Origin of the sequence: Streptomyces canarius (assembly GCF_014650735.1) — a bacterium.
Classification (GTDB): Bacteria; Actinomycetota; Actinomycetes; order Streptomycetales; family Streptomycetaceae; genus Streptomyces; species Streptomyces olivaceoviridis.
Genome location: NZ_BMVN01000006.1, coordinates 100178 through 112409 on the forward strand (window position 1 = coordinate 100178; position 12232 = coordinate 112409).

Here is a 12232-nt window from a genome sequence, read left to right on the forward strand (position 1 = left end):
CCTTGGCGTCGGCCGTCAGGTAGCGGTCGGTTCGGGCGCCGGCACGGCGGAGCCGCATGCCGAATGCGGCCCCGCCGCCTTCTACGGGCGCTGACCGTTCCCGTCGCTCACCAGGCGAACGCCTCCGGCGACGGGCCCGGGCCCGGGAAGATCTCGTCCAGGCCGGCCAGCAGGTCCTCGCCGAGCTCCAGCTCGACCGCCCGGAGGGCCGACTGGAGCTGGTCGGCGGTGCGCGGGCCGACGATCGGGCCCGTCACGCCGGGGCGGGTCAGCAGCCAGGCCAGGGCCACCTCGCCGGGCTCCAGGCCGTGCTTGTCGAGCAGGTCCTCGTAGGCCTGGACCTGCGCGCGGGCCGCCGGGTCCTTCAGGGTGTCCACGGTCCGGCCGGAGGCGCGGCGACCACCCCGCACCTCCTTCTTCAGGACCCCGCCCAGCAGCCCGCCGTGCAGCGGCGACCAGGGGATGACCCCGAGGCCGTAGTCCTGCGCGGCCGGGATGACCTCCATCTCGGCGCGGCGCTCGGCGAGGTTGTACAGGCACTGCTCGCTGACCAGGCCGATGGTGCCGCCGCGGCGGGCGGCGGCCTCGTTGGCCTGGGCGATCTTGTAGCCGGGGAAGTTGCTGGAACCGACGTAGAGGATCTTGCCCTGCTGGACGAGGACGTCGATCGCCTGCCAGATCTCCTCGAACGGGGTGCTGCGGTCGATGTGGTGGAACTGGTAGAGGTCGATGTGGTCCGTCTTCAGCCGCTTCAGGCTGGCGTCCACCGCGCGCCGGATGTTCAGCGCGGAGAGCTTGTCGTGGTTGGGCCAGGGCTCGCCGTCGCCGGCCATGTTGCCGTACACCTTGGTGGCGATGACGGTCTTGTCGCGCCGGCCGCCGCCCTTGGCGAACCAGTCGCCGATGATGGACTCGGTCCGGCCCTTGTTCTCGCCCCAGCCGTACACATTGGCCGTGTCGAAGAAGTTGATGCCCGCGTCCAGCGCCGCGTCCATGATCGCGTGACTGTCGGCCTCGTCGGTCTGCGGACCGAAGTTCATCGTCCCGAGGACGAGCCGGCTGACCTTGACTCCTGTGCGTCCGAGCTGCGTGTACTTCATGGTCCACCAGCCAACGGCTTGGAGCGCGCTCTATGCAAGGCCTGTCGCGGGCAGGGAGCCGCCCTCGTGGTGCACGATCACGCCGAGCCGGTTGGCCGCGTTGATCATGGCGACCAGGTAGACCAGCGCGGTGCTCTGTTCCTCGTCGTAGTGTTCGCGCACCCCGGCCCACGTCTCGTCGGACACGCCCGGGTGGGCGTCGGCGATCCGGGTGCCCTCCTCGGCGAGCGCCAGCGCGGCCCGCTCGGCCTCGGTGAACACGGTGGAGCGGCGCCAGGCGGCCACCAGGTGGAGCCGGACCGCGCTCTCGCCGGCCCTCGCGGCCGTCTTGGTGTGCAGGTCGACGCAGAAGCCGCAGCCGTTGATCTGGCTGGCGCGCAGCATCACCAGCTCCTGCGTGCTCCGGGGCAGCGTCGACCGCGCGATCCCGAGGCTGACGTCGGCGAACCGCTTGCCGAGCTCGGCGCCGAGGTCGTTGGTCATCAGGTGCAGACGGGGTTCCATGGCGTGGTCCTCATCGAAAGGGGTCGGTACCGCGTCACGTCGTCGGCGCGGCGTCCTGTCGACCACGAGATGCCGGCCGGCCCGCCGGTGTGACAACCGCGGGCATGTGACCTGCGCCACCCCGCGGGTGCGGCGGCCACATCCCCCCGGGAGAGTCCCGTGCCCGTCCTGCCCGGCTCTGTGCCGTCGTCCCCGCGCTGCTGCCGTCCGCGGAGGGGGACGTCCCCGCACTGCTCGGCCTGCCGGCCCAGCGCGGCGACGACGCGCCCTGAATCCAGCCGCTGGACGACGCCTTCGCGCCCGCGGGGACCGGGTGCGTCTGCCCGCGCCCTGGCCGCGCCGGCGCGGGACGTGGGCGGTGGGCCTGGCCGTGTTCGCGGGCGTGCACGCGCTCCGGGCGGTGGAGCCGTCGGGGGCGACGCGCTGGGAGGTGCGGCACGGCTGCCGGTACGGCGCCTGCCGCGCACTGCACACGTCGTACGAGGAGTACGGCGACCGCGCCGACCACCGTTACCCGGAGCGCGGCTCGGCCGGGTTCTCCGTGGACGGGGCGTACGTGGGGGCGCACGTGCGCGGGCCGCCGGCCGTGGGCGACTTGGGCCCGGACGTCGTCGACGAGTGGCTGCTGCTGGACGCGCGGGACGGGCGGGTGCTCGCGCGGGCCGGCGCCGGGGCCGCGGCGGCGGGCCGCTTCCACCTGCCGCACCCGGCGGACCCGGGGCAGATGGGGCTGAGCCTCGGGGAGGGCCAGGACGGGGCGCTGGGGCCGCTGGGACGGGACGGAACTGCCCGTCCGGTACGTCGGGAGCGACCTGGCCCTGATGGGCCTGAGCCCCTCGGGGGAACGGCTGATGACGGTGGCGCTCGAGCAGGACGCGCCGGCGGTCCGCGACACCGGCGGCTCGGTGCTGGAGGGCCTGGAGCGGGACGCCGGGACGGCCGTCCCCCGGCATCCCGGGGCCGAGCCGGACAACGACGAGGTGCTTCCCTACCGGGACTGGGAGGGCGGCTTCCTCGACGAGACGACCCTGATCTGCTCGACCGTCGAAGGCGACGAGGAGTGGGGGCGGCACCGGCTCCTCGGCACGGCGGGCGCGCGCACGCCGGTGGAGGTCGGCGGGGTCAGTCGCGGGGGAAGTCGTCGGTTGTGAGGACGAGGCCGACCAGGGTGCCGGTCAGGTCGATGTCGGTGCCGAAGTCCACCCGCGTACGCACGGCGTAGTCGCCGTCCTTGGGGTCGGTGTGGACGTGGCACCGCCGCTGGTAGGGGTCGGCGATGAGGTAGACGGGGACCTCGGCGGTGGCGTAGGCCGTCCGCTTGGGGCCGTAGTCGTTGTGTGCCGTGCCCTTCGAGATGACCTCTGCGACGAACTCGACGTCGCCACAGCGCCAGAGACCCCCGGGCGTCTTCTCGGCGCCCTCGGCCACGAGAGTGACGTCGGAGCAGAATCCGTTGAGATGGCCCGGGTAGTCGATGCGGACGTCCGATTTGACGCGCTTGCGCGGGTACTTGGTGCGCAGCTGCTCGAAGATACCGGCGGTGATCTCCCAGTGGGTGTCCCGCTGCGGCGTCATGAAGATGGCCCCCCCGACGATGTCGACCTTGTATCCCTCGGGGGTGGCCCGCTCAAGCGACTCGAACAGGGCGTCCAGAGTCGGCTCGCCGCTCTCCTCGGCCATCTCGGTCCTGTCTTCGAGGGCGGTCATCGTGGCGCTCCTCCCCGGCTGCCCACGCGAAGGTGCAGCCGCGCGGTACAACGATAGGCAGCACGACGAGGAGACGCCGGGTTTCGGTCAGCTTGTTCCCGCCGCGTACACCTGTCCGATCCCCCACGCCTCCCGCATCGCCCCCGCGAACGCCTCCGCTATCAGGTGCTCCCCGCGCGCGTTGGGATGCGTGCCGTCGTAGGTGTCGGTCTGGAGGTCGTACCCCTGCGGCGGCGAGGCGAGCAGGAGCGGCGAGCGCGGCTCGTCCAGGTCGGCCACCGCCTTGGCGAGCAGCACGTTGAACCGGTCGACCTGCTCGGCGAAGGACGCGTCGGCCGCCGCGCGGATGTTCGGGATGACCGGCAGCAGCACCATCCGGATGCGCGGGTCCGCCTCCCGGGCGCCCGCCACGAAGGTGCGTACGTTCTCCGCGGTCTGCTCGGCGTTCGTGTAGAAGCCGAGGTCGATCAGGCCCAGGGAGACCAGGAGGACGTCGGGGCGGTGGGCGCGCACCGCGTCGCCGATCAGCGGGACCATGTGCAGCCAGCCCTCGCCCCAGCCCGCGAGGTGGGCGCGCGGGAAGCCGGGGTCGGCGTAGGCGAGGGACGTCGGGGCGTCGGCCTGCTTGTCGTACAGCGTCTCGCGCGGCCCGACGAAGGTGAACGGGCCGTCGTACGCCACGCACAGGTGCTGCCACAGCCGGTAACGCCATGTGTGTTCGCCCGCGCTCCCGATCGTCATGGAGTCGCCCACGGGCATGAACCTAAGCATCCGGTCATGATGGACGATCTCCGTGACCCCTGGGGCCGGTGGTGCCTGTGAGGCGGACCACGTCCCCCGGTCCCTGGCGGACACGTGCCCTGAACCCCCGGCGGGAATGGCAGGCTTGGGGCATGCGTCGATCGTTCGCCGTCCTCGCCGGGGTGCTGCTCGCCGGTGCCTGCGTGCTGCCCGCCTCCGCCGCCGGGGGAACCGCCGATGGAGCCGGTGACCAGGGGTTCACCCTCAAGGACCCGCGGATCACCGAGTCCAGCGGGCTCGCCGCCTCCCGGCTGCACCCCGGCGTCTACTGGACGCACAACGACAGCGACGACGGGCCGTACCTCTACGCGGTGGACAGCGCGACCGGGAAGACCGTCGCCCGGATCACCCTGCGCGGCATCGGCGCCCCGCGTGACGTCGAGGCCATCTCCATCGGGCCGCACAACGAGATCTACGTCGGTGACATCGGCGACAACCTCGGCGGCAAGTGGCCCTACGTGTGGATCTACCGGCTGCCCGAGCCGAAGGACCTGACGGACCAGACCGTCACGGCCACGCAGTACGTCGTGAAGTACTCCGACGGGCCGCGCGACGCCGAGTCGCTGCTCGTCCACCCGAAGACCGGGCGCGTCTACATCATCGACAAGAAGGAGGACGGCGGGCACCTGTACGAGGGCCCGGCCACCCTGTCCACCTCGGGCGCGAACGTCTTCAGGCCCGTCGCCGCCGTCGACCTGTGGGCCACAGACGCCGCGTTTTCCCCGGACGGCCGGGACCTCGCCGTGCGCGGCTACTTCGGCGGCATCCACTACCTCTGGAACGGCGGTCGCATCAAGCGCGAGGGGCGCCTGGACGTCCCGTTGCAGGGGCAGGGGGAGTCCGTGTCGTACTCCGCCGACGGCACCAAGCTGATGTACGGCAGCGAGGGCGCGAACAGCGCCGTACAGGCCGTCGACGCGCCCGGCCGGCCCGACGCCGGGTCGTCCTCGGCGAAGGGCGGTTCCGGCACGTCGGCGGACGAGGGCGGCGGGGGGAGCCTCAAGGTCGGTGCCGTGATCGTCGTGGTCGGTGTGGCGGCCCTGTTCGGCCTGCGGCGGCTGCGGCGCGGCTGAACGGGGCGCGATCCGCCCGGCGGCGACGAAGGGGCGCCCGGCGGTGCCGGGCGCCCCTTCGGTCAACCGTGTCCGGGGACGGTCAGAGCTTCTCGATCACGTAGTCGACGCACTTCGTCAGCGCCTCGACGTCCGCCGGGTCGACCGCCGGGAACATCGCGATGCGCAGCTGGTTGCGGCCGAGCTTGCGGTACGGCTCGGTGTCCACGATGCCGTTCGCGCGCAGCACCTTGGCCACGGCGGCGGCGTCGATCTCGTCGGAGAAGTCGATCGTGCCGATGACCTGCGAGCGCTTGGCCGGGTCCGAGACGAACGGGGTGGCGTACTTGGCCTCCTCCGCCCAGGAGTACAGCCGGGTCGAGGAGTCCTTCGTACGGGCCGTGGACCAGGCGAGGCCGCCCTGGCCGTTGAGCCACTCCAGCTGCTCGTTGAGCAGGAAGAGGGTGGCGAGGGCCGGGGTGTTGTACGTCTGGTTCTTGCGGGAGTTGTCGATCGCCGTCGGGAGCGAGAAGAACTCCGGGACGTGGCGGCCGGAGGCGTGGATCCGCTCGGCGCGCTCGATCGCGGCCGGGGAGAAGACGCCGATCCACAGGCCGCCGTCGGAGGCGAAGGACTTCTGCGGGGCGAAGTAGTAGACGTCGGTCTCGGCGACGTCGACCGGGAGGCCGCCCGCGCCGGAGGTGGCGTCCACGAGGACCAGCGCGCCCTCGTCGGCGCCGGCCACGCGCTTGATCGGCATGGCGACACCGGTGGAGGTCTCGTTGTGGGTGAAGGCGTAGACGTCGACGCCCGCCTCGGCCCGCGGCTCCGGGTGGGTACCGGGGTCGGAGGCGATGACGGTGGGCTCGGCCAGCCAGGGCGCGAGCCCCGCGGCCTTGGCGAACTTCGAGGAGAACTCGCCGAAGTTCAGGTGCTGCGACTTGTTCTCGATCAGGCCGTGCGTGGCGATGTCCCAGAAGGCGGTGGAGCCGCCGTTGCCGAGGACGACCTCGTAGCCCTCGGGGAGGGAGAACAGCTCGGAGATGCCCTCGCGGACCTTGCCGACCAGGTTCTTCACCGGCGCCTGCCGGTGGGAGGTACCCAGCAGGGAGGTGCCGGTGGCGGCGAGGGCGTCCAGCGCCTCGGTGCGCACCTTGGAGGGGCCGGCGCCGAAGCGTCCGTCGGCGGGCTTGATGTCTGCGGGAATCTGGATGTCGGCCACGGGACGAGGTTAGCCCGTGGCGCAGAGCGAGGTGGAGACATGTCCGTTCGATGAGACGAGATCACCGGGACGTGGGCTTGTGGGGTTGTACGACGATACGCGCGGGCCTGTGGAAAACGTGGGGTGACTGTGCGTGAGCGGATGCATCCTGGACGCATGACGGATCGAGCGGGTGGTGCGGGGGCGGCCCAGGGAGCCGGGACCGGGGCCGGGGATGCGCGGGGTGCAGGGGCCGACGGCGCCGGCGTCGCCGAGCTGGCCGGCGCGCTGCGCGGGGCCGTGCGCGGCGAGGTCGGTTTCGACGCGACCGCCCGGGCACTGGTCACCATGGACGCGTCCAACTACCGGCGGGTGCCCCTCGGGGTCGTGGCCCCCAGGGACGCGGACGACGTGGCCACCGTGCTGGAGGTGTGCCGGGCGCGCGGGGTGCCCGTGGTGGCGCGGGGCGGGGGCACGTCGATCGCCGGGCAGGCGACCGGCACCGGCGTGGTGCTGGACTTCACCCGGCACATGACCGGTCTGCTGGAGCTGGACCCGGGCAGCCGTACGGCCGTCGTGCAGCCGGGGCTCGTGCTCGACCGGCTCCAGGAGGCCGCCGCACCGCACGGGCTGCGGTTCGGCCCCGACCCGTCCACGCACAGCAGGTGCACGCTCGGCGGGATGATCGGCAACAACTCCTGCGGTTCCCACTCGGTCGCCTGGGGCACGACCGCGGACAGCGTGCGGGAGCTGTCCGTGCTCACCGCGCGCGGGCAGCGGCTGCGGCTCGGGCCGGGCTGGGCGGGCGCCCCGCAGGGGCTGCGGGAGCTGGCCGAGGGCGAACTGGCCCGGCTGCGCACGGGTTTCCCGGACCTGCCCCGCCGCATCTCCGGGTACGCGCTGGACGCGCTGCTGCCGGAGAAGGGAGCGGACGTCGCCCGCTCCTTCTGCGGCTCGGAGGGCACCCTGGGCATCCTCACCGAGGCCGTGGTCGGTCTGGTCGAGGCTCCGCGCGCGCGTGCCCTGGCCGTGCTGGCGTACGCCGACGAGAGCGCCGCCGCCGAGGCCGCCGCGGGCCTGCTGCCGCTGCGTCCGCTCACGGTGGAGGGCATGGCCGCCGACCTGGTGCCGGCCGGAGCGGGGCTGCCGGCGGGAGGCGCCTGGCTGTTCGTGGAGACCGGCGGGCAGACGGCGGCGGAGGCACGCGCGCGGGCGGAGGAGATCGTGCGCGCCGCCGACGTCGTGTCCGCGCTGGTCGTCACCGACCCGGCGGACCAGCGGACCCTGTGGCGCATCCGCGAGGACGCGTCCGGGACGGCCACCCGGATGCCGGACGGCACGGAGGCCTGGCCCGGCTGGGAGGACTGCGCGGTGCCACCGGCCCGGCTCGGCGGCTACCTGCGCGACTTCCGAGCCCTGCTCGCCGCCCACGGTCTGCGGGGCACGCCGTACGGCCACTTCGGCGACGGCTGCATCCACGTCCGCGTCGACTTCGACCTGCTCACCGAGGCCGGTGTCGGCCGCTTCCGCCGCTTCTCCGAGGAACTGGCCGACCTGGTGGTGGCCCACGGCGGCTCCCTCTCCGGGGAGCACGGCGACGGGCAGGCCCGCGCCGAGCTGCTGCCCCGCATGTACGGCGAGGAGACGGTCCGGCTGTTCGAGCGGGCCAAGGCGGTCTGGGACCCCGACGACCTGCTCAACCCCGGCATGCTGGTCCGCCCGGCCCCGCTGGACGCGAACCTCCGCTTCTCCGTCCTGCCGAGCCGCCCGGTCGACGTCGCCTTCGGCTACCCGGCGGACGGGGGCGACTTCGCCGCGGCGGTCCGCCGCTGCGTCGGCGTCGCCAAGTGCCGTACGACCACGGCGGCCGGCCCCGCCGTGATGTGCCCCTCCTTCCGGGCCACCGGCGAGGAGGAGCACTCCACCCGCGGCCGGGCCCGGCTGCTGCACGAGATGCTCGCGGGCGAGCTGATCACCGACGGCTGGGGGTCCCCGGAGGTCCGGGACGCCCTCGACCTGTGCCTGTCCTGCAAGGGCTGCCGCTCGGACTGCCCGGTCGGCGTCGACATGGCCACCTACAAGGCGGAGTTCCTGCACCACCACTACGCCGGCCGCCGCCGCCCCGCCGCCCACCACACCCTGGGCCGGCTCCCGGAATGGCTCCGCTGGACCGCCCGCACACGGATGGCTCCGCTGGTCAACGCCCTGGCCCGGGTAGGCCCGCTGGCCGGCCTCGGCAAACGGCTGGCCGGGATCACACCGGAACGGCAGATCCCCCGACTGGCGACCCGGACGTTCACGGGGTGGTGGCGCAGCCGGGGCCCGGCCGGGGGTACCGGCCCGGCCGGGAGGCTGTCGGCTGGCGGCGTGGGGGACCTGCCTGCGCCGGGTGTCGGTGATGTGCCTGCGCCGGGTGCCGGGGGCGTGTCGGCATCGGGCGCGGGGGGCCTGCCTGCGTCGGGTGCGGGGGGCCTGCGCGTGTCGGGTGTCGGTGGTGTCCCTGCGCCGGGCGTGGGAAGCCTGCCCGCGCCGGATGCTGAGGATCTGCCCGTGTCGGGTGTCGGTGATGTGCCTGCGCCGGGCGTGGGAAGCCTGCCCGCGCCGGACGCTGAGGATCTGTCCGCATCGGGTGTCGGCGATGTGCCCGCACCGGGCGTCGGGACCCTGGTCGTTCTCTGGCCGGACACCTTCACCGAGTACCTGGCGCCGTCCGTCGGCCGGGCCGCCGTGCGGGTGCTGGAGGCCGCCGGGCTGCGCGTGGCCCTGCCGCCGACACTGCTGCTGCGCCGGGGCGCGATCGCCGACGGCACGACCAGGGCGGCGACCGCGCTGCTCGCGGCCCGCCGCGCCCGGGTCTGCTGCGGACTGACCTACGTCTCCACCGGCCAGCTGGACCGCGCCCGCACGGTCCTGCGCCGCACGCTGGACCTGATGGAGCCGGTGCTGCGGGCCGGGGTCCCCGTCGTCGTCCTGGAACCGAGCTGCGCCGCCGCCCTGCGCACCGACCTCCCGGAGCTGCTGCCCGACGACCCGCGCGCCGCCCGGCTGTCCGCCGCCGTCCGCACCTTCGCCGAGACCCTGGAACGGCACGCCCCGCACTGGACGCCGCCCCCCGTCGGCCGCCCGGTCGCCGGCCAGACCCACTGCCACCAGCACGCGGTGCTCGGCGACACCGCCGACCGCCGGCTGCGCGCCGCCGCCGGCCTCACCGGTGACCTGAGCGGAGGCTGCTGCGGCCTGGCGGGCAACTTCGGCTTCGAGAAGGGCCACTTCGAGGTCTCCCGGGCCTGCGCGGAGGAACAGCTCCTGCCCTCGGTACGGCAGGCCCCGCCGGACACGGTGATCCTGGCGGACGGCTTCTCCTGCCGCACCCAGCTGGAGCAGCTCGCCGGAGTGCGGGGCCGGCACCTGGCGGAGGTGCTGGCGGACGCGCTGGATTCCCCGGCGGGGGGTGCCGGGTGAGCGAGGACGAGGAGTACACCCGCCTGGCGGTCCTCTCCGACGTCCACGGCGTGCTGCCCGCCCTGGAGGCGGTCCTGGCGGAGCCCGAGGTGGCCGCCGCCGACCGGATCGTCCTCACCGGGGACATCACGGCGGGCCCCCAGCCGGCCGAGGTGCTGGACCTGCTGCGCGAGCAGGGCGACCGGGTGCTGTGGATCGGCGGCAACGCGGACCGGGAACTGGTGGAGTACCGGCGGGGCGAGCGCGCGGAGATCCCGGACCCCATCGGCCCGTACGCCGCCCGTGCGCTGCGCCCGGACCAGGTCGGCTTCCTGGCCGCCCTGCCGCGCACCCGCACCCTGCGCGTGCGCGGTCTCGGCCCGGTCCTCTTCTGCCACGCCACCCCGCGCGACGACGAGGAACTGGTCGTGGTCGACTCGCGCCCGGCCCGCTGGACGGAGGTCTTCACCGGCCTGCCGCCCGGCATCGGCACGGTCGTCTGCGGCCACACCCACATGCCCTACGTCCGCCTGGCCCACGGCCGCCTGGTGGTCAACCCGGGCAGCGTCGGCATGCCCTACGGCCGCCCCGGCGCCCACTGGTGCCTCCTCGGCCCCGGCACCGACCTGCGCGTGACGCCGTACGACATTCCGGCGGCGGTGGCGCGGCTGACCCGGGAGTGCGCCTACCCGGATATCGCCGCGTGGGCCGACTACTTCCTGTACGCCAGGGCGACGGACACGGAGGTGCTGGAGGCGTGGGGACCGAAGGACGGGCGGGACGCTTCGTAGGGTGAGGACACCCGCGATCTCCACGGACGCCGGCGGCATCGTCACCGACACATTGGCACCGTCACGACACACGGCACCGTCACCGGCGCCGGCGTCCTCACCGTCGTAGCACCGGCCTCGCCACAGGGACCGGCCCCGTCGCCGAAGGAGCCCCGCCCATGTCGCTCACCCTCCGTCCCCTCACCCGTGCCGAGCACCTCGCCTTCGTGGCGGAGCGGCCCTCGGTCAGCCATATGCAGGTGCCGTCGTGGGGGGACGTGAAACCCGACTGGCGGGCCGAGAGCCTGGGATGGTTCGAGGCGGACGGCCGGCTCGTGGGGGCCGGGCTGGTGCTGCTGCGGCCGTTGCCCAAGATGAAGCGGTACCTGGCCTACCTGCCCGAGGGCCCCGTCATCGACTGGGGCGCGCCCGATCCGGAGCGCTGGCTGGGGCCCATGCTGGCGCACCTCAAGGGCCGCGGCGCCTTCTCGGTGAAGATGGGCCCGCCCGTGGTGGCCCGGCGGTGGAGCCCGGAGGCGGTCAAGGCCGCGATCGCCGACCCCGGCGCGCACCGGCTGCGCGACGTACCGGCGACGTCCTGCGGGCCGGGCCCCGACCTCGCCGAGCGGCTGCGCCGCATGGGCTGGCGGCAGACCGGGCCCGGCGGGGAGGAGGGGTTCGCCGCCGGGCAGCCCCGGTACGTGTGCCAGGTCCCGCTCGGGGACCGCTCCCTGGAGGACGTCCACCGCGGGCTCAACCAGCAGTGGCGGCGCAACATCAAGAAGGCCGAGAAGGCGGGTGTGAAGATCGTCCGGGGTGGCCCGGAGGACCTGCCGGTCTTCTACGGCCTCTACACCGAGACCGCCGAACGGGACCGCTTCGTCCCGCGCCCCCTGCCGTACTTCCAGCGCATGTGGGCCGCTCTCACCGCGGAGGACCCCGACCGGATGCGGCTCTACCTCGCCCACCACGACGGGGACGTCCTCGCCGCGGCCACCATGCTGATCGTCGGCCGGCACGTCTGGTACTCCTACGGCGCCTCCACCAGCCGCAAGCGCGAGGTGCAGCCCAACAACGCCATGCAGTGGCGGATGATGTGCGACGCCCATGAACTCGGCGCGGCCGTCTACGACTTCCGGGGCATCACCGACACCCTGGAGGAGTCCGATCATCTGCTCGGCCTGCTCCGCTTCAAGGTGGGCGCGGGTGGTGAGGCCGTCGAGTACGTGGGGGAGTGGGACTTCCCGCTGAACCGGCTGCTGCACAAGGCGTTCGACATCTATATGGCCCGTCGCTGAGGTCGCTCTCAGGTTCTTCGTCGAATTCCCAGCTTTTCCCAGGGGATTCACAGCGCCCCTTTGCCGTTTTTGCCGTTCGGCGGCTGGAGAAGCGTGTAACTTTTTCGGTGTCGGGTTCCGGACGCGGAATTCGGCACCACAAGAAAAGCGCGAAATCAGGAGTCGGAAATGAGCTTCAAGAAGCTTGCCCCGCTGCCCCCCAAGTCCAAGACGAAGCAGCTCCCGCCGGTGCCGAAGCCGAAGCCCAAGAAGCACGCGCACAAGCCGCTGCCCAAGCCGGTGGCCGGCCGGGACCAGTGATCGGGCGCTGAGCCGGAAGGGGTCGACGGTGCGCCGTCGACCCCTTTTCCTCTTCCTC

The 12232-nt window shown here is 73.3% G+C and carries 11 protein-coding genes; 6 read left to right on the top strand and 5 right to left on the bottom strand.

What is annotated here, in order from left to right; genetic code table 11:
* Positions 1-107 precede the first annotated feature (107 nt).
* Positions 108-1100, bottom strand: coding sequence for an aldo/keto reductase (locus IE294_RS11225; RefSeq protein ID WP_189884873.1), 993 nt, complete (start codon positions 1098-1100; stop codon positions 108-110).
* Positions 1101-1130: 30 nt separating this feature from the next.
* A complete protein-coding gene (locus IE294_RS11230; RefSeq protein WP_189884875.1) occupies positions 1131-1604 on the bottom strand; it encodes a carboxymuconolactone decarboxylase family protein in 474 nt (157 codons plus the stop codon).
* Between the two features lie 851 nt (positions 1605-2455).
* On the opposite strand from IE294_RS11230, the gene IE294_RS11235 reads away from it, so the two are divergent.
* Positions 2456-2755, top strand: coding sequence for a hypothetical protein (locus IE294_RS11235; RefSeq protein ID WP_189884877.1), 300 nt, complete (start codon positions 2456-2458; stop codon positions 2753-2755).
* Here the strand turns inward: IE294_RS11235 and IE294_RS11240 are convergent.
* Positions 2727-3311 (bottom strand): Uma2 family endonuclease, encoded by a 585-nt coding sequence (locus IE294_RS11240; RefSeq protein WP_189884879.1) that lies wholly within the window; start codon positions 3309-3311, stop codon positions 2727-2729. The two genes, IE294_RS11235 and IE294_RS11240, sit on opposite strands and share 29 nt — an antisense overlap.
* Positions 3312-3398: 87 nt before the next feature.
* Positions 3399-4082 (bottom strand): GDSL-type esterase/lipase family protein, encoded by a 684-nt coding sequence (locus IE294_RS11245; protein ID WP_189884881.1) that lies wholly within the window; start codon positions 4080-4082, stop codon positions 3399-3401.
* A gap of 122 nt (positions 4083-4204) precedes the next feature.
* Here IE294_RS11245 and IE294_RS11250 point away from each other — a divergent pair, with 122 nt between their 5' ends.
* Positions 4205-5185 (top strand): TolB-like translocation protein, encoded by a 981-nt coding sequence (locus tag IE294_RS11250; protein WP_189884883.1) that lies wholly within the window; start codon positions 4205-4207, stop codon positions 5183-5185.
* Between the two features lie 82 nt (positions 5186-5267).
* On the opposite strand, the gene serC is transcribed toward IE294_RS11250, so the two are convergent.
* Positions 5268-6386, bottom strand: coding sequence for a phosphoserine transaminase (gene serC, locus IE294_RS11255; RefSeq protein ID WP_189814460.1), 1119 nt, complete (start codon positions 6384-6386; stop codon positions 5268-5270).
* A 156-nt stretch (positions 6387-6542) separates the two neighbouring features.
* Here serC and IE294_RS11260 point away from each other — a divergent pair, with 156 nt between their 5' ends.
* The 4 genes from IE294_RS11260 (at position 6543) to IE294_RS49020 (ending at position 12174) form a co-directional block, all read left to right on the top strand.
* Positions 6543-9827, top strand: a complete 3285-nt coding sequence (locus IE294_RS11260) for an FAD-binding and (Fe-S)-binding domain-containing protein (RefSeq protein WP_373315807.1) — start codon at positions 6543-6545, stop codon at positions 9825-9827.
* Entirely contained in the window at positions 9824-10597 is a 774-nt protein-coding gene (locus tag IE294_RS11265; protein ID WP_189884886.1) for a metallophosphoesterase family protein, read from the top strand. The genes IE294_RS11260 and IE294_RS11265 overlap by 4 nt, the downstream gene beginning before the upstream one ends.
* A gap of 158 nt (positions 10598-10755) precedes the next feature.
* Positions 10756-11874: a lipid II:glycine glycyltransferase FemX gene (locus tag IE294_RS11270; RefSeq protein ID WP_189884888.1), complete on the top strand. Its 1119-nt coding sequence runs from the start codon at positions 10756-10758 to the stop codon at positions 11872-11874.
* Positions 11875-12042: 168 nt separating this feature from the next.
* Positions 12043-12174 (top strand): hypothetical protein, encoded by a 132-nt coding sequence (locus IE294_RS49020; RefSeq protein WP_268252784.1) that lies wholly within the window; start codon positions 12043-12045, stop codon positions 12172-12174.
* Positions 12175-12232: the final 58 nt, after the last annotated feature.

Bases quoted from the DNA above. Each gene is read 5' to 3' on its own strand.
- IE294_RS11270 (WP_189884888.1), top strand. From the start codon at position 10,756: ATGTCGCTCACCCTCCGTCCCCTCACCCGTGCCGAGCACCTCGCCTTC.
- IE294_RS11225 (WP_189884873.1), bottom strand. From the start codon at position 1,100: ATGAAGTACACGCAGCTCGGACGCACAGGAGTCAAGGTCAGCCGGCTC.
- IE294_RS11260 (WP_373315807.1), top strand. From the start codon at position 6,543: ATGACGGATCGAGCGGGTGGTGCGGGGGCGGCCCAGGGAGCCGGGACC.
- IE294_RS49020 (WP_268252784.1), top strand. From the start codon at position 12,043: ATGAGCTTCAAGAAGCTTGCCCCGCTGCCCCCCAAGTCCAAGACGAAG.
- IE294_RS11250 (WP_189884883.1), top strand. From the start codon at position 4,205: ATGCGTCGATCGTTCGCCGTCCTCGCCGGGGTGCTGCTCGCCGGTGCC.
- IE294_RS11245 (WP_189884881.1), bottom strand. From the start codon at position 4,082: ATGCTTAGGTTCATGCCCGTGGGCGACTCCATGACGATCGGGAGCGCG.
- IE294_RS11240 (WP_189884879.1), bottom strand. From the start codon at position 3,311: ATGACCGCCCTCGAAGACAGGACCGAGATGGCCGAGGAGAGCGGCGAG.
- IE294_RS11235 (WP_189884877.1), top strand. From the start codon at position 2,456: ATGACGGTGGCGCTCGAGCAGGACGCGCCGGCGGTCCGCGACACCGGC.
- IE294_RS11230 (WP_189884875.1), bottom strand. From the start codon at position 1,604: ATGGAACCCCGTCTGCACCTGATGACCAACGACCTCGGCGCCGAGCTC.